The sequence below is a fragment of the Mobilisporobacter senegalensis genome (assembly GCF_003752155.1).
Lineage (GTDB): Bacteria > Bacillota > Clostridia > Lachnospirales > Lachnospiraceae > Mobilisporobacter > Mobilisporobacter senegalensis.
The window spans coordinates 143,801-169,855 of the sequence record NZ_RJVG01000002.1 but is presented as its reverse complement, the minus strand read 5'-3'; the positions used below and the strand labels follow the sequence as shown (position 1 = coordinate 169,855).

23 protein-coding genes are annotated in these 26,055 nt (G+C 35.0%); 2 read left to right on the top strand and 21 right to left on the bottom strand.

Translation table 11 applies throughout. From position 1 onward, the window contains the following. Nucleotides 1-9: 9 nt before the first annotated feature. The 6 genes from EDD66_RS03560 to EDD66_RS03535 all read right to left on the bottom strand — a co-directional run bounded on the left by EDD66_RS03560 (nucleotide 10) and on the right by EDD66_RS03535 (nucleotide 6,992). A complete protein-coding gene (locus EDD66_RS03560) occupies nucleotides 10-975 on the bottom strand; it encodes an ABC transporter substrate-binding protein (protein WP_123608190.1) in 966 nt (321 codons plus the stop codon). 42 nt (nucleotides 976-1,017) lie between these two features. Then, entirely contained in the window at nucleotides 1,018-1,890 is an 873-nt protein-coding gene (locus EDD66_RS03555) for a UbiA-like polyprenyltransferase (RefSeq protein WP_123608189.1), read from the bottom strand. After that, nucleotides 1,865-3,571 (bottom strand): menaquinone biosynthesis decarboxylase, encoded by a 1,707-nt coding sequence (locus EDD66_RS03550; RefSeq protein WP_123608188.1) that lies wholly within the window; start codon nucleotides 3,569-3,571, stop codon nucleotides 1,865-1,867. Before EDD66_RS03550 ends, EDD66_RS03555 begins: the two co-directional genes overlap by 26 nt. 172 nt (nucleotides 3,572-3,743) lie before the next feature. Beyond that, nucleotides 3,744-4,913 carry an ABC transporter permease gene (locus tag EDD66_RS03545; RefSeq protein WP_123608187.1) on the bottom strand — a complete coding sequence of 390 codons (1,170 nt, stop codon included), beginning with the start codon at nucleotides 4,911-4,913 and terminating at the stop codon, nucleotides 3,744-3,746. Next, nucleotides 4,900-6,045, bottom strand: coding sequence for an ABC transporter permease (locus tag EDD66_RS03540; protein WP_123608186.1), 1,146 nt, complete (start codon nucleotides 6,043-6,045; stop codon nucleotides 4,900-4,902). Before EDD66_RS03540 ends, EDD66_RS03545 begins: the two co-directional genes overlap by 14 nt. 14 nt (nucleotides 6,046-6,059) lie before the next feature. After that, nucleotides 6,060-6,992 (bottom strand): ABC transporter ATP-binding protein, encoded by a 933-nt coding sequence (locus tag EDD66_RS03535; RefSeq protein WP_123608185.1) that lies wholly within the window; start codon nucleotides 6,990-6,992, stop codon nucleotides 6,060-6,062. A 243-nt stretch (nucleotides 6,993-7,235) separates the two neighbouring features. Here EDD66_RS03535 and EDD66_RS03530 point away from each other — a divergent pair, with 243 nt between their 5' ends. Both EDD66_RS03530 and EDD66_RS03525 read left to right on the top strand, forming a co-directional pair. After that, on the top strand, nucleotides 7,236-8,327 hold the full coding sequence (locus tag EDD66_RS03530) for a sensor histidine kinase (RefSeq protein WP_123608184.1): 1,092 nt from the start codon (nucleotides 7,236-7,238) through the stop codon (nucleotides 8,325-8,327). A 57-nt stretch (nucleotides 8,328-8,384) separates the two neighbouring features. After that, a complete protein-coding gene (locus EDD66_RS03525) occupies nucleotides 8,385-9,014 on the top strand; it encodes a response regulator transcription factor (RefSeq protein ID WP_123608183.1) in 630 nt (209 codons plus the stop codon). Between the two features lie 68 nt (nucleotides 9,015-9,082). On the opposite strand, the gene EDD66_RS03520 is transcribed toward EDD66_RS03525, so the two are convergent. The 15 genes from EDD66_RS03520 to EDD66_RS03455 form a co-directional block, all read right to left on the bottom strand. Further along, entirely contained in the window at nucleotides 9,083-10,429 is a 1,347-nt protein-coding gene (locus tag EDD66_RS03520) for a cytochrome c biogenesis protein/redoxin (protein WP_123608182.1), read from the bottom strand. 214 nt (nucleotides 10,430-10,643) lie between these two features. Then, nucleotides 10,644-12,590 carry a substrate-binding domain-containing protein gene (locus EDD66_RS03515; protein WP_123608181.1) on the bottom strand — a complete coding sequence of 649 codons (1,947 nt, stop codon included), beginning with the start codon at nucleotides 12,588-12,590 and terminating at the stop codon, nucleotides 10,644-10,646. Nucleotides 12,591-12,740: 150 nt separating this feature from the next. Continuing rightward, nucleotides 12,741-13,163: a flavodoxin gene (locus EDD66_RS03510; protein WP_123608180.1), complete on the bottom strand. Its 423-nt coding sequence runs from the start codon at nucleotides 13,161-13,163 to the stop codon at nucleotides 12,741-12,743. Between the two features lie 96 nt (nucleotides 13,164-13,259). Beyond that, nucleotides 13,260-13,658, bottom strand: coding sequence for a hypothetical protein (locus EDD66_RS03505; RefSeq protein WP_123608179.1), 399 nt, complete (start codon nucleotides 13,656-13,658; stop codon nucleotides 13,260-13,262). Between the two features lie 155 nt (nucleotides 13,659-13,813). Next, nucleotides 13,814-14,506, bottom strand: coding sequence for a hypothetical protein (locus EDD66_RS03500; protein WP_123608178.1), 693 nt, complete (start codon nucleotides 14,504-14,506; stop codon nucleotides 13,814-13,816). Between the two features lie 17 nt (nucleotides 14,507-14,523). Then, a complete protein-coding gene (locus EDD66_RS03495) occupies nucleotides 14,524-15,693 on the bottom strand; it encodes a C40 family peptidase (protein ID WP_123608177.1) in 1,170 nt (389 codons plus the stop codon). Nucleotides 15,694-15,978: 285 nt separating this feature from the next. Continuing rightward, complete coding sequence (locus tag EDD66_RS03490; RefSeq protein ID WP_123608176.1) at nucleotides 15,979-16,653, bottom strand: hypothetical protein; 675 nt, start codon at nucleotides 16,651-16,653, stop codon at nucleotides 15,979-15,981. A 33-nt stretch (nucleotides 16,654-16,686) separates the two neighbouring features. Beyond that, nucleotides 16,687-18,525 (bottom strand): urease accessory protein UreH domain-containing protein, encoded by a 1,839-nt coding sequence (locus EDD66_RS03485; RefSeq protein ID WP_123608175.1) that lies wholly within the window; start codon nucleotides 18,523-18,525, stop codon nucleotides 16,687-16,689. A 149-nt stretch (nucleotides 18,526-18,674) separates the two neighbouring features. Beyond that, nucleotides 18,675-19,889 (bottom strand): nitrogenase component 1, encoded by a 1,215-nt coding sequence (locus EDD66_RS03480; RefSeq protein ID WP_123608174.1) that lies wholly within the window; start codon nucleotides 19,887-19,889, stop codon nucleotides 18,675-18,677. 25 nt (nucleotides 19,890-19,914) lie between these two features. Further along, the gene (locus EDD66_RS03475) at nucleotides 19,915-21,159 is read right to left on the bottom strand and encodes a nitrogenase component 1 (RefSeq protein WP_123608173.1); all 1,245 of its coding nucleotides are present in this window, start codon (nucleotides 21,157-21,159) and stop codon (nucleotides 19,915-19,917) included. A 22-nt stretch (nucleotides 21,160-21,181) separates the two neighbouring features. Continuing rightward, the gene (locus tag EDD66_RS03470) at nucleotides 21,182-21,922 is read right to left on the bottom strand and encodes a nucleotide-binding protein (RefSeq protein WP_123608172.1); all 741 of its coding nucleotides are present in this window, start codon (nucleotides 21,920-21,922) and stop codon (nucleotides 21,182-21,184) included. Continuing rightward, nucleotides 21,923-22,744: an ABC transporter ATP-binding protein gene (locus tag EDD66_RS03465; protein WP_123608171.1), complete on the bottom strand. Its 822-nt coding sequence runs from the start codon at nucleotides 22,742-22,744 to the stop codon at nucleotides 21,923-21,925. It abuts the gene before it with no gap. Between the two features lie 50 nt (nucleotides 22,745-22,794). Further along, the gene (locus tag EDD66_RS18365; RefSeq protein WP_243115288.1) at nucleotides 22,795-23,820 is read right to left on the bottom strand and encodes a FecCD family ABC transporter permease; all 1,026 of its coding nucleotides are present in this window, start codon (nucleotides 23,818-23,820) and stop codon (nucleotides 22,795-22,797) included. Next, a complete protein-coding gene (locus EDD66_RS18640; RefSeq protein WP_170164239.1) occupies nucleotides 23,821-24,852 on the bottom strand; it encodes a FecCD family ABC transporter permease in 1,032 nt (343 codons plus the stop codon). Between the two features lie 154 nt (nucleotides 24,853-25,006). Then, nucleotides 25,007-26,017 (bottom strand): ABC transporter substrate-binding protein, encoded by a 1,011-nt coding sequence (locus EDD66_RS03455; protein ID WP_123608170.1) that lies wholly within the window; start codon nucleotides 26,015-26,017, stop codon nucleotides 25,007-25,009. Between the last annotated feature and the right edge of the window lie 38 nt (nucleotides 26,018-26,055).

The following is a 26,055-nucleotide window of genomic DNA, read 5'->3' as shown; positions in this document are numbered from 1 at the left end:
CAAATCCTTTTAATAAACATCATAAGTCAAAAGATCATAAGTAAGTGTATCACTGCATAATCCTTTATCACTCGCCCATTTAATCGCATCTTCCACTTCTTCAACTGCTGGTAACTTACTTGTTCTAAAGGCTTTCACTTCTACCTTTCCAATCATCTCTTCCGGATATCCTACGGATTTTATTACAGTCTCTTCATATTCTTTAATTGGTGTGTTGTTCATATAGTCTACCGCTTCGTTATAAGCAATATATAAATTACGGATTGCCTCTTCTTTTTCATCAATAGCAGTCTTTGAAAACGCAGAAACTGCAGGATATAGACCAAATTCATTAGCACTTCCTAACTTAATTGCCCCATCATTAAGTGCCAGAGTAGCAAATGGTTCCGGCATTAATCCAAGATCAATTTTATCATTACGTAATAGTTCAAGCCTGTCTGGTATTCTTGGAATAATTTCTTTTACTACATCTTCACTATTCATATTATTATTTAATAAAATATGATCTAATGTGTAATCAATTAAAGTATTTTGTGATATGGCTATGCTTTTCCCAATAATATCATCTATATTATTAATTTCAGTATTTTTACCTGCCATCAGGATAAAGTCACCGTCAGTAATACCGGTTATACGAACATCAAAGCCTGCATTCTGATACATGCAGACACCGATATAATCCGTTAATACACCATCTAATTCACCAGTTTGGAAAGCTGCATCTCTTTCGCCTGCAGATGTAAATAGTTGCAGATCCAATTCAATATTATACTTATCGGCTAGTCCTTTTTCTTTTATAAGCACAAATGGGATAACATCTGAGGAAGACATCATACCGATACGGAGTACTTGTTTTGAAGTAGTTGAACCTTCAGTAAGTGCTGTTTTCTTCACATCGGCAGTTTCTTTATTGCCGCAGGCTGTAAATAAGAATGCTGCCACGATTAATATAAGTAAAATTCTAATTTTTTTCATTTTCAATTTCCTTTCAAGCGATTAATTAATATAGTATGTCAATTATAAAAATAAAGTATCTAATAAGCCAAATACTAATAATACAATACTCACAAGTTGATTTACACTATAGGAAGCAATATTAACATTGGTCAAATTCGTTGGCGAGATAATAATGTATTCTGTTGTGAATAATCCCGCAATTAATCCAATTCCTATATAATAGGTGATTCCCAGTTCTGGGGATAAAATCCCTATAATAACAAGACAGATTAATGTAATAATATGAAAAGCCATGGCAATATATAAAGCATTCTTCACTCCAAATTTTGAAGGAATAGAATAGATATTGTTGGCTTTATCAAACTCATAATCCTGAGATCCATAAATAATATCAAATCCGGCAACCCATAATGTATTTGCTGCACCCATAAACAATGGTATTAAGGTAAGTTCTCCGGTTATGGCAAGCCAGGCTCCTACTGGTGCACAGGCACAGGTGATTCCTAATACCAGATGGCACAAGTAAGTAAAACGTTTACAATAAGAATAAATAATCATCAAAAACAAAGCTATGGGTGATAATAAGAGACAGATTGTATTTAACTTGTATGCACCATATAACATAACTGCAAAACAAATCGATGTAAATATAACTACCTCTTTTTTCTTGACCTCACCTTTTGGAATCTGCCTGTTGGCAGTTCTGGGATTTTTGGCATCGATTTCTGCATCTATCACACGATTGATTGCATTTGCACCAGTTCTGGCACCCATAAAGCATACTAAAATCCATATAAGGGTGGATATTTTAGGCAATCCTTTTGCTGCCAATGTCATAGATACCAATGCAAAGCTAAAGGAGAATATAGTATGGGAAAACATGACAAGTTTACCGTATTCCTTTAATTTATCTAATACTTTCGTCAAAACCATATTCCTTCCACCTCTCACTTACCATCTGTTTTATCTTTTGTGACATAACAATATCATTTGGCCAATCCCTTGTTATTCCTTCTTCTTTCCATTTCTTTGTCGCATCAATTCCAATCTTATTCTCTAGCATAACAAGATCTCTTTTTGCATCAATATTATTGAATACTTTCCACATTACTGTAGATAAGTCATCCGGGCTCACATCATCATCCACAACAATTACAAATTTATCCGGATTAGATTTAAGGTAAAGTTCCAGCACTTCCATGCCCTGTCCCGGTCTTTCTTTATGAACTGTGAGAATGTGATAAGTATTTCCGACATTCTCTTCCTTATCTTTTATTCCGGTGGCATCTATACCAAGCCTGCTTCCATATAATGCCTTATTGGAAGAATGATCTAAGGCATCCAGAGGGCCTTCACAAATAAACAGGCTCTCCGTAGAGACATTGTTTAAAACAGCGTCACGAACCTGGGCTAAATCCTGTACATCCACTGTTTCATCTACCACAACAATTAATTTGGTGTACATCATCTGTCCCATTCCCCAGATACTGTTCATAATCTTATTCCCTATGCCTGGGTATCTTCCTCTGACAGAAACAATGGCACAGTTATGAAATACCCCTTCCAATGGCAGGTTCATATCAATGAGTTCCGGCATAATTAACCGTAACATCGGCAAAAAAATACGTTCTGTTGCTTTTGCCATATAACAATCCTCCATAGGAGGCTTTCCAACAATGGTTGCAGGATAAATGGCATTTTTTTTGTGAGTAATACATGTAACATGAAATCTGGGATAATAATCTGCAAGAGAATAATATCCGGTATGGTCTCCAAAAGGTCCTTCTAATACTAATTCCTCTGATGGATCCACATAACCTTCCAAAACAATTTCTGCATTGGCGGGAACATAAATATCATTGGTAATACATTTTACCATCTTAACATTTGATTTTCTAAGCCAGCCGGCTAACATCATCTCATCAATCATCTTTGGAAGAGGTGCCGTGGAAGCATAAGTAATTGCAGGATCACAGCCTAAGGCGACGGATACAGGCATCTTCATACCCCGTTCTTTATATCCTTTATAAATCTCTGATCCATCCTTATGTTTATGCCAATGCATTCCTGTTGTAGTTTTACTAAGAACCTGCATCCGGTACATTCCCACATTCTGCTGCTTCGTTTTATAATCTTTCGTAAATACTAACGGCAAGGTGAAAAATCTTCCGGCATCCTCCGGCCAGCACTTTAAAACAGGAAGAGTATCTAAATCAACATCCTTCTCGATCACTTGCTGACATTCCCCTTTAAATCTGCTTTTTACAGGGAATACATGAATTAGCCTTAATAATCTTGGAATACTTCTTACAAGTTTTTTAATTGACAGATAATTCCCCAGGTCAAGATATTCTTCTATCTGTGCTCCAATCTCATCCAGATCATGGGCACCAAGGCCCATACTCATGCGCTTATAGCTGCCCATTGCATTCATAAGTACAGGATATTTTGAGCCCTCAACATTTCGAAACAAAAGAGCCGGACCATGGGACTTAGATACCCGGTCTGTAATCTCTGTAATCTCAAGGTCCCTGGAAACTTTTGAGTTTATGACTTTCAGTTCTCCTTTTAAGTCTATCTCATCTATAAATGTATGTAAATCTTTTTTCGACATTTGGCACATCCTTCTATAAGGTGATAAAAATCACTTAATCTGTATATTGCATACAAATAATATTTTAATACATAGCCTTTTATTATACAATAGTTAAAACAAATAAAAAGACATATGTATTATTCCTTAACTTACCTAAAAGTTATGAGAACAATTCATATGTCTTTGATATTTAAATTACTTCTACACTTTTCTTTTTGCTAATAACTAAAGCAATGGCAAAAAAGGATATTGCAAATCCAAATTGTATTAACATATTTTGAAAAATCCCTGTATAATTTTCTAATGTATGATTCGTCAATTTCCCAACTGCTTCATTGGTCGTGGTATACCAGTAAGCAGGTGTAAATTTTGCGATATTTAAAACATTCTCTCCAAGAAGTTCCTTCGGTACAAATACGCCGCTGATAAAACAGCTTCCCATACCAATCACATTTGCAACACCATTAGAAGCTTCACGGCTTTTTACAAGAATTCCGACTAAGTAAGCAATACTAAGTGATACAATTGAAAATATAACTGCATTTAATATAAATAATAATGATTTTTGACTCACCAGTACTTTACCATTCAGGAAAAATCCAAAAAGGATCAAAATAACATCAAGCCCTAAAGTAAATGTAATATTACCAAGTATCTGCTGGAGATTAAAGCTGGTTATTGATAATGGAGTAACTATATTTCTTCTTCTGATATCAAGTTCTGTAAAAGATATCATGATAGCTCCGATTCCCAGTATTAAGGTCGAAAGCATGGCATAAACAATATAATTATAATAATTTATTAAAAAACTGCTATCCTCTTCTTTTGCTGTTTTTGAATAAAATTCCACTTCCACTTCGCTGGATAGGTCTTTCATAACACTCTTAACTATTTCATCTTCTGATAAACTTTGTGAGTGATTTATATACAATTTCACTTTATCAAAATAATTATTAATAGCCATATCAATAAAGACCGAATCTGTTGATTCAGGTACACTTAGTTTTTGTACCTTTACCTCTTCACCATCAAAAAATCGTTCGGTAAAATCTTTCGGTATTGTAACTATATAACTGACATTTCGAAAGAATAAGGCATCCTGGATTGCTTCTTTTGAATCCTCAATCTCTTTAAAATTACATCTTGAACCAAGATAATCTTTTAGTCCATCAATGAAAGCGCTGTTTTTATCATAATTAATAAAAGCAATATCAACTTTAGATTCTTTAAACATTTTTTCATTATTTTGTTTTGCATTTAAAGAGGAACCAACGACGATTACTAAAAATACAATTATATATATTACTATGGTCGGTAAAGACCTGTTTAATAGTTTAAAATACAGCCTAAATACTTGCATACTGTCTCCTCCTTGTTACAAGATAAGTAATAATACTAAAAATAACGGTATATCCTATCATAAGAACAATGTTTAGGCGGAATCTGTCCAGAGTATCATAGTAATATAAACTATAAAAAGCATCCGTGATTAAATGGGCCGGATTGATATATTGAATCAATGGTGCCTTCAGGGCAATAATATATTTCATTTGTACTATCATTAGTCCTGCTAAAAAACAACCTAACATAATCACTGCAGATGTGATGGCGCCCTTAAGAACTTCTTTTTTTCTTAAAATGGCGCTGATCATTCCACCGAAGGAAATTCCAAGTATACTTCCGGTTAAGCAAGTCAAAATAACATAATTAAAATTATCACTAAAATCTAATTTCAACCCATAAATATAATAGGAAAGCAACAACATAATTCCAATAGAATGGACTGTAAAAGCTGCTAACATATTGCATATGAGCAATTTCATTTTATGCATTGGTGAGATATTAATTCTTGCACCTTTCATAGAAAGATCTGCTTCGATCTCCGTAATCTCTTTATTTCCCCAGTTTGCTCCATAAAGACAGGCCATAGCAAGCAATGCATAATAATAATTAAGTGTCATATCAGGTGGATTGGAACCACTATTTGCTTCTGTATAATTTGAGGAATCACTTAAATCATCTATTATGTTTTCCAGTTGTCCCGGGTTATTTGATGCCAATGTAGTCACTGTATTGATATTTTCTTCAAAACTCTCTAAAAAGGATTTTGTTATAGTCTGATTTAATCCTGAAGTTTTTACAAAAAATTGAATCTTATCATCCATCTTAATATAACCATCTATTTTGTTCTCATCTAATAATTTTATAGCTTCTTCTTCACTGCTTTCTGTCACATGAAACAGCTTTGATCCATCCTTATCTTTGGACATACTTGCCTCTTTTAATGCTGACTTAAATTCTTCATTATTATCATAGGATTCATTTTTCACTACCCCTATTTTAATCGATTGAAAAGTTTCTGAAGTATAAAGATTAGAAAAAGCCATACTAAAGAAGGTTGATAAAATAATCGGAAATAAAAATGTCCAAAAAATATTTGCTCTATCCTTTAATAAACATTTAATCCTTATTATATACATTTGAACTGCCATACTACCACCCCTTCCTAGTCTCTTAATTCTTTACCGGTAATCTCAAGGAATACGTCATTGAGCGTAGGTAATTCAGTGTATACCTGACTGAATTTTATCTCCTTGGCACCTAAATACTCAAGAATTCTAACAAGATTATTCCTGCCTTTGGAGGATTTTATAGTTAATAGACTATTATCGTATTTTACAGACAATATACCTGAAAGTTCTCTAATCTCCTTCACTGCTTCTTCATTCATATTGTACACTTCTAATTTAATTTTTTCCCCCACAGAAATCATTTCTTTTAATTCTTCTTTCGTCCCGGTAGCAATTATCTTTCCTTTATCCATGATGGAGATTCGGCTGCAGATTTGCTCTACTTCCTCCATATAATGAGTTGTATAGATGATGGTTGCCCCCTGTTTATTAAGTTCTTTGATTCCTTCTAAGATTTTATTACGGCTTTGTGGGTCTACTGCTACCGTAGGTTCATCCAAAATGATCAGTTTTGGTTTATGGGCGATTCCACATGCTATATTCAGTCTCCTCAGTAAACCGCCGCTTAATTTCTTAGGATAGAACTTGGTGAATTCCTCCAGTGATACAAATTTTATCGCTTCTTCCGTTAATCTTTTCACTTCTTTCCTGTCTTTCACATACAAACTGCAAAAGTAAGAGATATTTTCATAAACAGTTAATTCATCAAATACTGCAACATTTTGAAAGATCACTCCAATATCTTTCTTAATGTCATATGCATCCGGCTTCATCGGTTTATTAAATATCTCTATAGAGCCCTTATCATACTTTAGTAAAGATAGAATGCAATTAATTGTAGTGGATTTTCCAGAACCATTTGGCCCTAATAGTCCAAATATCTCTCCCTCTTCTATCTCTAAGTTAAGGTGGTCTATGGCTACTATTTTATCAAAACGTTTGACTAAATTTTTAACACTTACAATCATTTTAATTCTCCTTTCAAATATCCTCTAAAGAAACTATATCATGAACAAGTTCATGATCCCGTTATAATTTCACCCTTGCGAGCAAGTGAAATTATTTATCGTTATTATATTTTAAAATATAAATAAAACGTAGTGTGTAAAATCACAATATTTTAATGACATATGTCATATTTCATTTGAAAAGAGTTGTTGTTTTACAAAAAAAATGTTATATTCAAGAAAATATGAGATTAAGGAGTTAATATGTTCGAAATATTTGATAAAATAATTATTTTCATAAGCTGCTTTCTATTTTATCTATTTACCCTAAAAGATACTTATGCAATCGTACCTTTAATCATTGTGATAACCTTCAGCTGTATCAGTACATATATTGAAAATACTAAGGTAGATCTGGGAATTACCCTTTTATTTGCCATATTATGTTGTTTCTATCCTAATTTCCTATACTATCTTCCATTAATTATATATGATATTATGATTGAGGATAATTTCAAATACGGAACTATCTTTTTAATACCTTTCTATATTCATATGGATAAATTAGATGTACCTGTCCTTTCCTTTTTAGGTTTGTTCATTCTGCTATCTGCCTTGGCAAAATATAAGACGACAGAGATTACCAAACTTTCAAGAGAATATTATTTACTTCGTGATACTTCTAAAGAGTTTGAAATACTCCTGCAAGAGAAAAATAAAAGCCTGATTGAAAATCAGGACTATGAGATCAATGTTGCAACATTAAATGAAAGAAACAGGATAGCAAAAGAAATTCATGATAATATTGGTCATATTCTTTCAAGATCTTTAATACAAATAGGTGCCTTACTTACAATAACCAAAGAAGCACTTACCAAAGAAGGGCTGACTTCATTAAAAGATTCCATCTCTGAAGGAATGGATAGTATTCGTAATAGTATTCACAATATCCATGATGAATCTGTTGATTTATACACAAATATAAATACTTTAGTGAAAAATTTTTCTTTCTGTCCAGTGATTCTGGATTATAACATCAATACCCCGCCTCCTTTAAAGTTAAAATACTGTTTTATAGCAATTGTAAAAGAAGCATTAGCTAATATAATGAAGCATTCCAATGCAACTAAAGTTACCATTGTTCTAATGGAACATCCAATTATGTATCAGCTTATCATTTCTGATAATGGTTCCATAGACAGCTATACTTCTGAACTTATTCAAAACTTATCCAATATGCCGTCGGAAGGAATGGGGATTCAAAATATCATTGAACGTGTTCGGGGATTTGAAGGTATCATAAATATTACAACTGAGAATGGATTTCAGATTTTTATTACTATCCCCAAGAAATAATGGGTGAAAGAACATTTTGAATCACTGAGTTCTCAAGAAAATCATCAGGAGGTTTTTATGAAAGTATTGATTATAGACGACGATAAATTAGTATGTTCTTCCTTAAAAATTATTTTAGATGCAGAGCCGGATATATCCGTTACAGGAATTGGTAATGACGGAGAATCTGCAATTGCTATGTATCACTCCTTACTTCCAGATGTCTTGCTTATGGATATCCGTATGAATGGCATATCTGGTCTTGAAGCAGGAGAAATAATACTTAAAAAGCATACTTCGGCCAAGATATTGTATCTGACCACCTTTTTAGATGATGATTATATTATTAAAGCTTTAAATATCGGCGCTAAGGGATACATGCTAAAGCAGAACTTTGAAAGTATCGTTCCTTCTATCAAAGCAGTATATGCCGGTCAAAATGTTTATGGTAATGAAATTGTAACCAAACTCCCTAAACTAATGACACCTGCAAAAAAATCCCATACCTATTTGGAAGATGGGATTACAGAAAAAGAATACTCTATTATCATTCAGATAGCCGAAGGTTTATCTAATAAGGAAATTGCTGAACTTTTATTTTTAAGCGAAGGAACTGTGAGAAATTATATAAGTACAATATTAGAAAAATTAGACCTTAGGGACCGGACTCAGATAGCAATTTATTATTATAAAAATTGGAAAGATTAATATTAAAAAGCTGCATATTTTGAGAAATATGCAGCCTTTTAAATTATGAATTATTTATTTTTATCAGCCTATTTTGTGGAGTTCATAGTTTCATTGATGATATTTTCCATAATATCCTTTGTAAGTTTACCCGGAGCATAACCATAAACATTTCCTTCTTTATCAATCATGAAAGTTGTTGGAAATGAATTAATGTAATAGCTTTGAAATACTTCTCCTGTCTCGTCAAATACTACAGGAAAAGTAAGTTCTTCATCTTCCAGGAATTTTTTAACCGTAGCCATATCTTCATCTGCATTGTTTGGATATTGATTACTTCTTGGATTTGCAACACCAATAATCACCACATCTTCCTGATTATAATTATATTCTTTATATAGTTCCTCAATATGCGGCATTTCTTCTCTACAAGGTCCACACCAGGATGCCCAGAAATTTAAGAAAACTACTTTTCCTTTATAATCAGAAAGGGTATGCTCTTTTCCATATTGATCTTTTAGTGTAAAATCAATTGCAGGTATCTTTTCTTTATCCAGCCTGTTTTCATCCTCTTGTACATTTTCATCTGTTTGGTCTTCTTTAGAAGAAGTATCTTCTTTGGTATTATCATCATCTTCTACAATAATATCTTTAGAATCCTTTTTGGATTCACTGTCTATCTTCTCTTGCCCTGTTGAATTACCATAATTGTTCAGATATCCTGATATCCCGTTCATCCATCCGGTAAATGTCATGATTCCCATGATGATTAAGATAATTCCGCCTGTTTTAATAGCATAGCGGACCAATTTCTTATTCTTTTTAATAAAGTTTAAAGCCTGTGTAGTAAACAGACCTAATGCTAAAAATGGAATAATAAATCCTATGGTATATAATAGGACAAGAAGATAGCCAAGTTCAGAACTTTTCGCCCCAGAAGCCAATATTAAAACAGAGGATAACGCCGGACCGACACAAGGAGTCCATGCAAAACTAAATGTAAAGCCCATAATAAAGGCTATGAAAGGATTCACCTCTTTTTCACTAAGAGGAAGATGTATTCTTCTCTCTCTTTGCAAAAATTTGAAATCAAAAACTCCCAGCTGAAATAACCCCAGTATAAGTATCAAGATTCCTCCTGCTTTAGTAAAAATCATCTGATTGCGATTAAAAAATGTGCCTAAAGCTGAAAAAGTCATTCCAAGTATGAAAAAAGCAAAGGAAATACCTAGAACAAAACATACTGTATGTAGGAATACTTTCTTTCTGGAATATGAAATACTGCCATCTTCCCCCTCTGATCTGGTATTCCCAGCCAAATAACTTATATAAACTGGTATTAGTGGTATCACACATGGCGAAAAAAAGGAAATTACCCCCTCCAAAAAGACCAGAATAAAACTCACTCCATTTAATGATATTATATTTTCAAACATATTGACTCCTTTCATATGAACTATAGTCATTAATGATATATAGTTTATTATACGCTATATTTCATTCATTAATAATAAAATACTTCTTTAATTTAACATTCTGATTTTTAAAGGTCAAGTAATACATATGAAAAAAGCTGGTGCAATAGAGTTAAGGATCAACTTTGCACCAGTTCTTTTTCTAATTTAAAATTATTACATTAAATTCACCAAACTAAAATCTTTGTTCAAAGATCTGTATATTATTCATATTAACTTCATATGTACCCGTATCTGTATATTTTTTAACTTCTTTTCCATCAAAAATGTTCCCAAGAAGTTCCAGTGTCACAGATCCCCATGCAAATGGACGTTGGGCAATGGCAGCAGTGATTTTACCCTTCTTCATATATTTTGCAACATCTTTTGTGAAGTCTATTGTAACAACTTTAATATCTTTTGGATGTTTTTCAAAATATTTGCCATAGGCAAGACCCCAGCCAACATTTGTTGCGTATACCAGATCTGTATCAGGATGATCTTTTAACATCTTGCTAATAATTCTCTCAGCATCTTCCTCACTTGGTTCTCCCACAACATCAACTAAATTGATTTTGATATTATGCTCAGACTTTATTTCATTAATAAATCCTTCTGCACGTTTTTCAATACTGTCCAGTTTATTATCTGCCCACATACCAACAATAATTTCGCCTTTATTATCTAATAACTGTTTCGCAGTCTTTCCGGCATTCACACCACATTGAATTGAATTTGTACCTACTAACGCTTCATATGGTACTCCGTCTACTGTTGATAAAATAAATATAATCTTAATTCCCTGATCAGCTGCCTTTTTCAATCTGTCTGCTACTTTTAAGTCATCAATTGGAGAAATGACAATCGCATCATAATCGGAGGATAAAATCTGGTCCAAATGTTCAATCATCTGAGCTGTACCAGCATTTCCTCTGACCTTAGGAGCGAATATAGTTATATCATATCCAAGAACTTTTGCAGTTTTATTGGCTTCTTTCGTAGCCGGTTCCCAGAAAGGATCATCCAGATCCCAGATCATTGCCACCTTTTTCTTCTTTATATGTATGGATGCTGTATGAATTTGTTTCGAGTTTTTATCGATAAATTCAACCTTACCACATAAGTCACGAGCCATCTTAACTAATAAACCGGCATTACTATCCTGGGTAATAGTCAAACTTGCAACTTCCTCTGTTGTGGCAGAAGCTTCCTGTACAACAGATGCTATACTGCTTATGGAAGTAATTAGTCTTTCTTTATCTCCCGATAATTCTTCTACGTCTTTATTAAATTCTTTCTGTCTTTCAATAAATTGATCAACGGATGTACTGACACCTTCCATTGTCTTAGTAACTTTTTCTACTGCCTGTGTCTGTTCCTCAAAAGTCGTTCCTGACATATCAATTGTCTGCTTTAAGTTATCTAATTCTTTAGTAATATCTGAAATGGAATCATTAATATGTTCACTTGCTAATCTGCTTTCTTCGGAAAGTTTTCTGACTTCGTCGGCAACGACTGCAAATCCCTTCCCTGCCTCCCCAGCTCTTGCTGCTTCTATTGAGGCATTCAATGCCAAAAGATTCGTTTGGGATGCTATCGTATATAACACTTGGGTTACTTCATTGATTTTCTTTGTCTTATCTAATAAAAGGTAAATCTCTTCTGTAATTGATTTAATTACTTTTTGGTTCTTTTCCTGATTTAATGTAAGGTTATCAATCGCTTCCTTGCCGCTTGAATTTTCTTCATTCATTTCATGGGCTAATTGAATTAATTCTTTGGATTTATTATCCATACTATTAATTTTATCTGCCAGATTATCCGCCACGTTCATACAATGGCCAACATCTTCTGCCTGGCTTTGGGACCCCTGTGCAATATATTCTGCCGACATTCTGACACTGCGGGATGCCTCTACCATCCCTTCAATTACACCTTCCAATTGGCTGGAAATATCTCTTACATTATCAAAATCATTCTTAAATTGTGTAAAATATGCTTTGTAGTTATTATAAGCCAAATCCTGTTTTTTATTACCTGGATTTTCAAAGGAATCCTCCCTGAAATCCCAACTTAATAATTTGTCTAGACTATCCCCGGTACTTTTCTTTTCATTCGCAACTTTTTTACCTTTTCTCCACATAGAATAACCTCCAATGTTTAGTGTTATTCCTAAATTATAACACTTTATTCTATGATTTGTAAACGCTAAAACTCGTCATTGTTCTCTTTATTATTACTTATTTATCTTTTTAGGGGAAATTATAAAAGGAGCTCTTTAAGCTCCTTTCATTTATTTTACATATTCTATGATTGCCTTTCCAAATTCTCTGCATTCATCTTCGTTTCCAAATGGATCTTCCAGTAAGATAAGGCTGTTCACAATGATATCTGCACCATAGGATTTCATCTTATCTTCCCAGTCCTCCATCCATTCACCCTGCCCCCAGCTATAGGATCCGAACAAAGCAACTTTTTTGCCGTTGATCTCTCCTTCCAGAGAATCGATCAGGGGCTCCATAACTGTTTCCTCTATGGATTCCACTCCACACGCCGGAGAACCCAGAATCAACACCTCTTCTTTTAGCAGTTCTTCCTTCGTAATATTTGACACCTCTACTAATTCCACATCGGAGCCACTAAGTTGAACTCCCTCTCCGATTAATTTTGCCATTTTTTCAGTATTACCTGTTCCACTATAATAAACTATTTTCATAATATGCCCTCCAGACCAAGCAAAATATTTTTGTCTTGTATTGTTTAAACATATTATACTAAGAGTTCAAGGATGAAAAAATGATTCAAATCACATTTATTTCATGATTTCCAGTTCTTTCACAAATTCATTATTTAATATGATAAATCCAATATTATGAATATCATCCTGTATATTATAAGCTATATCTTCTTTTAAAGAGGACACCATACAGGATTCTAACGGGTCATATCCGGCGTCTTTCATATATCTTAAGAAAATCTTTTTATTCCTGTTGTCTAATTCCTCTTCACAGCCATCGCCATTAAAAACCTTAAAAAACATATTATTATCTTCCATAATCGGTCCATATAATATACCTGCGGCTCCAAATCCTAAATTACTTTTTTTAATTGCTTTTGCCCTATTTAAATCTAAATCCATTTTATTTTTAACTGGATCCCAAATGAGAAAATCATTACCGTATCCACGATACTTTTCCATTACAATCTTCATTATAATTTCCTCCGAGAATTATTCTATCTTTACTATATTGTATTACACATTTTTTTCAATGTACATCCTATAAAATGCTCGAAATATTGCATATAATGCTTTTCACACAAAAAGCACCAAATTTCTCTTTTCATGGAGACTTGGTGCTTTTGTTCCTATTTTGATTCTTTTTCTTTGTCTGCAATATTTTCAAGTGATTTTACAAAAGATTTCAAAGTCTTATCTTTTTCCATAGCTTTGTTTAATCTTGTATTCACGTCCAGAATTAAACCGGCAATTTCTTCATCCTTAGTTAATTCATTAATATATTCATTTAATTGGTTATCCTCCGGCCGATCTAATATAGCATATTCATTATTCTCATCTTTTGCCACATAGAGAACGCTCATTCCTGGGGCAAGTGTCTTGATGCTGTGAAATTTCATCTCATAGGTTGTATATACTACATATGTACTTTCTTCTAATCCTGGTCTAACATATGTTTTTATATTTTTATAGGATTCAATTCCTTCCCTTTTCTCATTGATCTCCTTCACAGTCTGACTGTTATCTTTGGTAGAATCACTTTCAATGAGTTTTTCATCCACTTTTTTTGATACATCATAATAATTCTCTATTAACTTTTCAATCTCAAATTGGATTTCTTCCGTAATTGGAGCTTCTGTTTCTTCTGCAAGTAAAGAATTATTCTCACTTTCACTTATCATTGCAGTATTAGCGATTTCCTCATTATTGGCAGACTCCTTAGTATTGTCCTTTTTTCCATTAATATTTGAAAGTATCACCAATACTATCATTACTACTGCTGATGCTGACAACACCAGATATTTCATATTCTTTTTATTCATTTTGTATTCCTTCATTTCTAATTAATATAGCTTACAGCTTTATAAGGTTGTCTGTATGTATAATTTGAAATTTTAATTCCTGTTTTTCGGCTGCTGGCATGAACTACTTGTCCATTTCCAATATACATTGCAACATGGTTAATAGATCCGCCGCTTGTATAGAATATTAAATCACCTGGTTGAATATCACTTAAAGATACCGTTCTTCCTGCATATGCTTGTTCTCTTGATACTCTTGGAATACTTATTCCAAAATTTCTTAAGACTGATTGAGTGAACCCTGAACAATCGGCACCATTTGTTAAACTTGTTCCACCCCAGACATATGGATTCCCTACAAATTTTAACGCATAATTTACAATGGCCTGTCTATTTCCTGATGTACTGGTATTAGACGGAATAGAATAACTTGCTTTACTTACCTTTTTCGTTGCCCTTTTTGTATTGGATGTTGTTGCATTCGTATTATATGTATTGGCTGTTTCTCGTGAGTTTCCTGCTTCCTGATTTTGTCTTGCAGCCTCTTCCGCTTTTAATCTGGCCTTTTCTTCTGCTATGGATTCTGCTTCCTTATATTCTGTTCTGACCTTTATATAGTCTGAAGAAACATAACCTATAACATCTGAATCTAAAGATACTTTCGCCCATCCATCTACTTCCTTCACCACTTCAAGTTCTTCATCAATTGGTATCAAAGTAACAACTGGAGCTTTTAGGCTGGCTTTTTCTCTTACCTTTAAAGTTGTAGTTGTAACTGTAGCAATTCTTTCACCTACTTTTTTTGCAAGCTTTTCTACTTTTTCTCCAGTTACCAGATATTCTCCTTTTATGTACCCAGTTACACTTCCTGATTTTACTTTATACCAGTCACCTTTTTTGTCAACGATAGTTGCTGCTGAATTGCTATACAGCTTTCCTACCACCTTACTTTTTTCACTGGCTTTTTTTCGGATGTTAACATAGTTCACAACCTTAGATATTGCCAAGTTTTGATACTCTGAATTTACTGGTTCTAATAAATTAGTAATATTCCCATTCTCATCATTAGCCGTTAAATAAAAATCATTTAGTACGACATCAATTCCTGCTACCGGCAATTCAGCTGCCTTCGTAACAAGTGTTTTCCCTGAAAAGAAAACTGTTCCAATCAAACAATATGTAGCTACCTTTTTTATATTTTTCGTCATAAGTGCCTCCGTGATATGTAAACAAATTACTTGTTACAAATATATTAAATATATATTACAGAGTTATTATAGCACAATGTGACAAACTTGCAACGGTTAATATATGGTAATGCCACTAAACTATAGAATTCAACTGAATTTAGCCGGGTTTTATACAAATAATAATATAATACAAGTGTGTAATAAACTCTATACCAAAAAATTAGCAGTAATTCCAAATAATTGGATTTATTGCTAATTTTAATAGGATTTTAACTATAATGAGCATTTACTGTTTATCTTCTACTATTGTAGATTAAATGGTTTGAGAAATTTATCGACTTCTATATCTTTTCCATTCATATCCATAACCTCAACTTTTGCAAAAACCCATCCATCCACTTTTTCTGGATCTACACCAGCATTTATAAATATTTCCGGATTTAATGCAAATACAATATCTTTATCGTTTTTGTCCATATCTTTTGCCCACTCAAAAACATTTCCATTAGATAAACTGATGCCATAATGGTCTAATGCCTTATGATAAGTAACAGAATCCCGTTTTAAATCAACGATTTTTTTGTATGATTCCAAAGGTGTGGCTTCCCCGTCATAAGTTAAACTTTCATCTCCAAGATCTGCTCCGATTAATATTTTATCTTCATTTATCATACCTTCTGGCAATTTAGTTACATCCAGACCTGCATCAATAAATGGCTTTGCATCAAATTCAATCATGGCATCGTACATGGAACTACTGCTAAAATCTTTGCTCCAAATAAACCTTGCACTTTCATCCGGTGCGCGAAGTGACCATCCATTGTTATCGTTATCTGCCGTTATACTATCTGGAACTGCATTTAAAACCTTTTGAAAGGAATTGATCGATTCTTTTCCCACAACATCTGTCTGTTTACATGCCGTCAGTGAAATTATTGATGCAACTACTAACGTTGATAAAATTAATTTTTTCTTCATAATATTTTACCTATCCTTTTTTATTCTTTATTTTTAATGACATGATACCCCATCACCTACAAAATTATTAAGAAAATCCTGGTCCGTTGGTTCGTAATTTTTTACTTCTTCCTTAATTGCTTCAATATCAATATTGCTAATATCATCTACTACCTTTACATATGCAGAAAAAGAAGCATCTATTGCTGAAAAATCAAAATCTACATCCGGAATCAAAGAAATTGGATTTTCACCTTCTTTCATATTAATCTGTGCATAATAAATCGGGAAACCCAAAATGCTATTGCTTTCACTTATTTTTGTTGCATTGATGGTCATTGTTGTTTCTATGCCAGCTTGTAAAACAACAATGGCAGGTTGGAATCCCGTATCATCCATATCAATCTTTACCGTTTGAATCCCATCATTTATCTGTGCTATTGCTACATTATCCGTTGGAATTTTATAACTTTCTGATATGTCTGTATCTGGAGCAGTATTAGATTCTGTAACGTCAATATCATTAATATCATCTACAACTGTAATACTGCTTCGAATCATACCCATCCAGCAGCTATAGGGAATCGTTCCACTTTCTGCTGGTGTAAATTCAATTACATTATCTCCTGGATTTAACTGATACTGTTGGTCTAATTTTGGTATTACAATACTATAATTACATCCATTGATATCTCTTTCTTCCGCTTTAATGGTCCACTTTACCGGAATACCTTTTTGTACAGTAATTGGTTCATATCTGCCAGATGCAAGAGATGATGTTACCTCCTGAACTCCGTCGACTATACGGGCAACATTACTACCGGCACTATTACTGTTACTATTATTCCCTTTTGCTACTCCTGAAATGGACGGAAGTGAAATTCCAGATAAATTCATTCCATTGCCAAACATAAATACACCTAATATTACAACCAATACCGCACTCACTTTAATCATTTTATGAGTGAATTTCTGACTTAAAAAGGAGCTAAGAGCACCAAACCCAAACATTAATGGCACTGTCCCTAAACTAAATAAAAACATAGATGCAGCTCCTTCAATAAGGCTGCCGGTAGATAACGCATATATTTGCATTGCCTGGAGAGGTCCGCATGGCATAAGACCATTTAATAAACCTATATATAAAGGTCCATTATTCTTCTTACCTTCATTAATTTTTTCAGCAAATATCTTTGGCATATGTGGATTTAATTTTCTAAGCCACGGAAAAATATTTAGCATATTCAGCCCCATGATCATCATGAATAATCCGGCAACTAATTGCACAATCCCTTTGGCCGCCCCTGAAAAACTGATAACAGATCCTAATGCTCCAACAATTCCTCCCACAACCGTATAAGATATTACTCTTCCCAGATTATAAAGAAACGTCGGACGAAGTGTTTGGAATTTACTTTTATTCCCACCGGTCGTTGCGTTATGGGGAACACATTGAGAAAGGCTGATTCCACCACACATTGCTACACAATGAACTGAAGTGAGCAACCCTATAACAAATAACATGGCATATCCCATACCTTCTTTAGCTACTGGGAATGCGTTGATAATATTAAATCCTCCTAATCGGTTTATAATCGTATATAACGAGAATAAAATTATAGCGGCTGGGATAATCTGCAATATAGTATTTTCATTCTTTACTGTTCGATTACCCCTTACTACTTTATAATCCAATCCTTCGATGATACTTCTGATTTCTTCTAATGTAATTTCCTCATAATTAAAACAGATTTTTGCTTTTCCTGTTTTATAATTCACATCTGCATCTACTATTCCTTTTGTATTCTTTAATTTTTTCTCAATCCTATTTTCGCAGCTAATACATGTCATTCCATCTATTTCTAATATTCTGATGACGTTTTTCTCACTCATAGGTACCTCCTTACCAATCCATCAACTTTTAACATCTTATCAATTGTTTGTGGAGATTTTATGGAGTTATGAAATAAAAATAACGGAGCTGTCCCGCTAACGATTGAAAAGTGCGGCAGCCCCGTCAAAAAACTACGTTTTTTATTCAGTTATAATATATTTTCCAACCAAAGAGAACATAAATTCATTGCTCCTCTAAATCCTACATATGGAGGTTCATATTTATTAAAATTTTTGTTGTCCAGACTCCTGTTGATGATAGGTCCCATATTTCTGCCTGCCATTTGATAAGCTGACTTATCTGCCATTAAGATCCCATCCAGATCTTTTGTAATATACTTTGTCAGTTCTTCTTCTGTCTGATAAGGTATGGAATCATCTCCGTAATCAGCTGCATCACACCAGATATATTTTTTCTCCAGTCCCACTTCCCTGGCTGCAAAGTCCAGAATCCCCTTTACCACATCATAATTTCCTCCTATAGAAATTCCTGCTTTATGGGGATTAATAGACGCGGCCTGTCTGCAATAGTCAAAGCCATAACTGCCCTCATGTAATTCCCTTTCAATAAATTCTTCATTTAAAGCCAGGTCAAGCTTGTCCCCAATCTGTTTCAACCATCTCACAGTACCCTGATATCCATAAGGCCTTCCGTACACATAATCCGTATGGAATTTTTCTTTCAGTTCTTTTGCAGCCTTTATTCCTTCTCTTCTTATAACCAGATTAATATGTGCTCCTCCCATTTTCTTTATCTGGGAGATGGAAGTATCAGAGGTCAATATACAGGCCGCTTCCATACCAAGGCAGTCTTTTAATATCCGCTTCATTTCATATATATCTGTTTCAAATTTTGCCAGATCAATGCAGGATCCAATCAGATTGTAAGTTACTGCTTCTGTCCTGTTTACCGATTCTTTTTCAACCAGCTCTTTTACCAGACAGTATAATCCTTCCTCTATCCCATGATGGAGTTTCTCATGGAAACTTCCCTTTTTAAGCATAATAATCTGTTTCCCAAATTCATTCTCTGCTTCCTCGCACAGAACATCCATATCAACTCCTGTGATTGCTGGTACGGTGGAAGGCAGAACAAAGATAACTTCAGGATTTTCTTTTTCAATGATTTCCTCAACTGCAAGGGAAAAGCGTTTTGTAATTCCCAGTGCAATATCTTTTTCATCCAGATGGGTGGTGTACAGCTTACTTGCCATATCAGGGTTTGACTGCCATAACCATCTCTGTGCATAAAGCATATGCCCCATGGAGCCAAATTCCAGGATGGCTGCTCCTTTTATCATTCCAAGTGTCCATAATAACCCCATTCTTCCTGAAGGTCTCGGTGCATATCTATAAAGTCCCATGTAAATTTCCTTTCTTCTCTTTCCATTACCTATTTTTTAGAATCAAGTCTAAAAGTGCCTGACTTCTCTCAAAACCCCATAAAGAAGACATGCGAGCTAACTCAGAATCTGATATGATATTATCTCTCTCTAGCCCCTGGCAGTTACCTAAAGAGAGAGTAACAGGCTCTTCAAAAGCCTCCAGGATCTCCTCCTTATTGGTTATATAGGCTATGTAAGGATCTCTTCCCAATGCATTTATTCCTTCTTTATAAGGAAGGCTGTCTTCATTGAACTCTTCCACATGAAGTAGTTCCGGTACCATCCCAAGACTGGATAAAAACATGGCAACAGGCAGGATATCAAGTTCCGGATAGGTTGCAATATAGGATATATTTAAAAATTTTTCTTTTGATCCCTGAATAAGCTTCTCTAAAAGTTTTCTTCCTTTAAGGAGTTCACTGTAGTTCGTAATAGAAAGAAGGCAAAATATTTCTTCATATCCTCCTGCAATGTCATCTCCAGTATATCTATCTGCCATACAGACATATGGTATCCCTTGTATTTCTTTTAATGTTCTTCCTGCTTTTAACATCTTGCGGTCCAGAATAATACTCAGTGCACTTTCCCTGGAGCGGTATAAATCATCCATAGAAAATCCCCTGGCATATTCACTTACTTCATAACCATTCTGTATAATCATATCTTTTAATAATTTAAATTCTCCTCCTCTGGCCCCGCCAAAAAAGTTAACTCTTTTCCTTTTCTCTGTCCTTTCCTTGCCCATAGTTCGGACCAGCTGATCTAAAGTATCGGAAAACCCTGACTGATATCCATTCCTTTTAAAATGTGCACTGTCAATAAATACTGCTTTCTCATTCATAAGGGGATTGACTTCCTCAAGTATGGATTCCATATCCTCCCCGATAAGCGCAGGAACACAAGTCATGATTACCAGAATTACTTTGGCTCCTTCTCTGTCCATTTCCAGAAGTGCCTTTTTTACTCCTTTTCTGCAGCCAAATACCACTTCATTGGAATCCAGTTCATAAACATAATGCAATTCTTTATATTCACCATAAGGAGAACATGCTACAAATCTACTGTAATAACCACATTCCGCCATCCCCACCACCAGACTGGAAACTCCTTTTATACTTCTAATTGTTGCAAGAGCCATATGCATGGGACAATGGCTTCCCGGAGCTGCCGCCCTATGTAAAAACTTAATTCCCATATTATTATTAATGTCTGACAGTCGGTTCAAAAATTTAAAATCTTCTTTTATCATAAAACTCCTTATCTTTTAAAATCTAACCAAACAATAGATCCGCCAGCTTTCTATACTCTTTGGCCATATCACTTTCCGGGAAGGCAGAAACAACTGTTTTGCCTGCATCCTCTGCCTTCTGGACCAAAGGATTTCTTTCTATTTTGTGAATAATATTGGTTTCTATTTCTTTTGCAGCATTGGTTACAAGTTCCTCTTCATTCTCAATATTCTTGGCATTGAATATAAGTCCCTTTAAAGAAGCATATCCCCTCTTACCAAAACTTTTTACTGCATAAGCTATATTACTTGCTGCATATAAGGACATCATTTCCCCAGAGGTCACAATACATACCTCCTCTGCATATCCTCCCCTTATAGGCATTGCAAAACCACCGCATACTACATCTCCTAATACGTCATAGATTACAATATCCGGTTTATGGATTTCATAGGCATGGAGTTCTTCCAATTTCTCAAATGCAGTTATGATCCCTCTGCCTGCACATCCTACTCCTGGAACCGGACCTCCCGCTTCCACACATAAGACACCAAGATCCCCTTGTGTTACAATGTCTTTTAGTTCTACTTTATCTTTCTCCCTCAATACATCAAGAACCGTGGGAATTTTGACCCCTTGGGTCAGATTTCTTGTGGAATCTGCTTTTGGGTCACATCCTATCTGCATTACCTTTTTTCCTTTACTGGCTAAAGCTGCCGAAAGATTAGACACAGTTGTGGATTTCCCAATACCGCCTTTTCCGTATATGGCTATTTTCTTCAATTAAGCACCTCTTCTAACTAATTTTTTATTTCTTTCTTTATTTAACAGACCATAGGACATGCAGATAGGACATCCTGTATCAGGATCTTTTATTATATTGGCCTGTATCCGATAAACTGCCTTTAATACTTCGGTAGTCATAACTTCAGTGAGATATCCTGCCTTTATTATTTTCCCGGAGCCCATTGCGATTATGAAATCCGAAAATCTGGAAGCCAGATTAATATCGTGGAGTACCATAATAATCGTACATTTATAATCTTTATTCAATTCCTCAAGTAATTCCAATACCTCAAGCTGATAAGCCATATCTAAATAGGTCGTTGGCTCATCCAGTAAAATCACATCTGTTTCCTGGGCTAAAGCCATTGCGATCCAGACTCTCTGTCTCTGGCCTCCTGACAGGTTATCAACCGCCTCATATCTTAATTCTTCCAGATTGGTTGCAGCCAAAGCCCAAGTTATGATTTTTTTATCTTCTTCATTTAACTTTCCCAATCCTTTCTGATATGGATATCTACCGTAAGAAATCAGTTCTTCCACAGTCAGTCCTTCTGGTGCTGTAGGTGACTGGGGCAGGATTGCAAGTTTAGTGGCAAGTTCTTTGGTAGGCATTCCATGGATTTCTTTCCCATTCAAATATATAGCTCCTTTTTTAATATTTAAGATTCGTCCCAAAGATTTTAATAAAGTAGACTTGCCACAGCCATTGGGTCCAATAATGGCAGTCGTCTTACCTAAAGGTATATCAATAGTCAAATCTTCAATAACGACTTTTTCACTATACCCTGCCTTGATTCCGTTTATCCTGATATTCTCCATTCTGATTCCTCCTCGCTATTATTCCTTTTCTTATATTTTTATTTTAATTTTTATTTATTTCCTGCTGCTTTTCGGTTTTTCACTAAAAGAAAAATGAAATATGGGGCTCCAATAACGGAAACTACAATTCCTGTAGGAATCTCCGCCGGTTCCATCACCGTCCTTGCAATGATATCTGCTACTAATACCAATATAGCCCCTACCAGGGCACAGACGGGAAGGAGTATTTTATGTCTTGCTCCTACCAGCCTCCTGGATAAATGGGGAGCAATCAATCCCACAAAATTAATATTGCCGCTGATTGCAACACAAGCTGCCGCAAGGGCTACCGCCAGAAAAAGCAGTTTTCTTTTTTCTTTTATAACTGCTACTCCCAGTCCTTTGGATAATTCATCTCCCATTACTAATACATCCATTTTTCTAGCCATAAAAATGAGAATAAGAAATCCGACTAATATCCATGGAAATAAGGCGATCATAGACTTCCATGTTGAGTTCCATATACTTCCTGACTGCCAGGCTGTCAAAAATTCCGCCTGGGTATCATCCAGCTTCAATATTAATAAAGTCATGGCAGCATTAATTCCTGCCTGTATGGCCACACCATTTAAAACAAGTCTTATAGGTGAGATTCCGTAAGATTTTCTGTTGGATAGTATATAAATCATACTTCCTGTTATTAAAGCCCCAATCAAAGAAAAAATTGGAAGAGATATCATTTTTCCCATTATCATGGTTCCGCTTAATGTCATAAAAATTAATACAACAATACCTGCTCCTGCATTAATTCCCATTAAGCCCGGATCTGCCAGAGGATTTTTGGTAAGCCCTTGTAAGATACATCCTGACAAAGAAAAGCCTGCACCTACGAGCATTGCAATGATAATTCTTGGTAACCGGAACTGGAATACAACAATATTATCTTTTATAGAACCCCTACCTGCCAAAATATGTAATATTTCTGAAAACCCTATCCGGGTATATCCTGCATTCATACTGATGAAAAACAATATAGGAAGAAGAAGGACAAGAGCAATCAATATTTTATAATGTGTTTTTATGATTTTATTCTTCAACTATAAATCCCCCTTTTGTTTTCTTGCAAAATATAAAAATACAGGAACCCCAAGGAGGGCAATGACTGCACCCACAGGTAATTCCGTAGGAGGACTGAAGGTTTTTGAGAATAAATCTGCTGTTACTAACAACAATGCTCCCAATACAGCACTGACCGGAATAATCAATCGATAATCAGGCCCCACTAAAAATCGTGAAAAATGTGGGATTATCATTCCTATAAATGTAACTGCTCCGGCTATTGCAACGGAAGTTCCTGCTAATAGAACCACAAACATGGTTCCCAAAAATTTTATCAGCTTGATTTTAACCCCCAGACCTAAAGCCACTTCTTCTCCCATGCTTATAGCAGAAACTCCTCTGGAGATCACAACCGAGCCAATAAATGCCGTCACGATCACAGGCAGAGCCAGTTTTATCTGATTCCAATTCGTTCCTGCCACAGAACCCATAGTCCAGAAAGTGACATTTAATGCAACATTGCTGTTTAATGCAATCCCCTGGCTGAGAGCAGATAAAAGAGTGCTGACGGTTGCACCGGCAAGTACAAGTTTCATGGGATGATTGTTCCCTGGAACCAGGTTACTGATGATGTAAACCATAGCTGCTCCTATAGCCGCTCCTAAAAAAGAAACCAAAACAATTTGAAAGTAAGATGCTCCTTTGAAATAAGCAAAACAGATAGCAACTGCCAAACCTGCCCCAGAATTAAGTCCCATAATTCCAGTATCTGCAAGAGGATTCCTTGTCATTCCCTGCATGAGGGCACCAGCTACCGCTAACCCACTACCCACAAAGGCTGCACCGATTATTCTTGGCAGACGCATATCCATTACCAATAGATGACTGGAATTATCCCTGTCAAAATTAGTAAATGCCTCTATTACTGTAGATAACGGAATCGCTGCAGCTCCCTGTGTAATGGATATTAACATAAAAATGAAAAGCAGTATGAATCCGGCTATAAGTATAACCGTTGTGATCAGGCTTCTGCTTTTATTGATTTTCTTGGCTTTGACTTTATTTTTCATTTATACATACTGCTCCTAAATACTTTTCTTTTCATTCATCCTAAGTTAAATTTAGAAAAGGGTCTGCCGTAAATAACCTGACAACCACCAGCTACAGAATCAAATCCTGTCCCCAGATAAATCAAGTTATTTTCAGCAGCCCTATTCCCCCAAATTATTCTGCTAAAAGTGTATCAACTATCCTATCAATCGTATACTGTGTTGCCAATCCACTATTTGCATGCCCTGAGCCATCAAGTTTTACAACATTTCCTTCCTGCACCGCTTTTAAAGACTGCCATACAGAATTTCCTGTCATTTCCTCATAAATTGCTTCATCTCCATCAAAAACGTTTACAAAAATATAATCCGGATTCATGGAAACAATGGCTTCCATAGATACCTGTTCATAGTTCTCTGAAGTTGTGTAACCTTCCGGTGCTGATAAACCAAGTCCGGCTTCCTTATCATATAAAACAGGGCGATAAGCACAATAATATTGGTCAGCAGACATTAAAGACATCTGAAGCACTGTTTGTCCGTTGTACTTTTCCTGTAATTTGCCGCGTGCATCTGCTATCTTTTTATCAAATTCAGCAATTACTTCTTCTGCTTTTTCTTCTTTTCCCACGAGCTTACTTACTTCACGAAGGCTTAATCTCCAATCCATTTTTGTCTCAGGTCCAAACACTGCTACAGGTGAAATAGCCTCAAAATTGGTAACATCAATATTTCCGGGATCAGATACCTGATGTAAAAAAAGATCCGGCTCAATCTCCAGTAAAAGTTCCAGGTTCACTTCTGAAGTACCAAGATCAATTACCTCTTCCATATCTATACCTTGAAAAGCATCCCAGGTTGCAAGGTAATTTTGGGCACCGGATGCTGCAACCGGCGTAATATCCAGGAGAAGTAAAGTTTCCCAAAGAGGCAGGTAATCCACTGCTATATTTACAGGTTCTTTTTCAATAACAACTTCTCTTCCTGCAACATCAACATATGTATATGGATATTCTTTTTGGGAACCGGAAGATTCTTCTTCAACAGTAGAATCTTCAACAACAGTTCCTTCCGTGGAAGAGACCTCTGTCCCAGTTTCTCCGTTATTGTCATTTTCTTTTGTACATCCAACTGCAAAGACTGCAGCTATGGCTGTTATCATAAATAATCTGATTATTTTTTTCATCTTATTCCTCCATATGTTCTTATAATCACATTGACTTG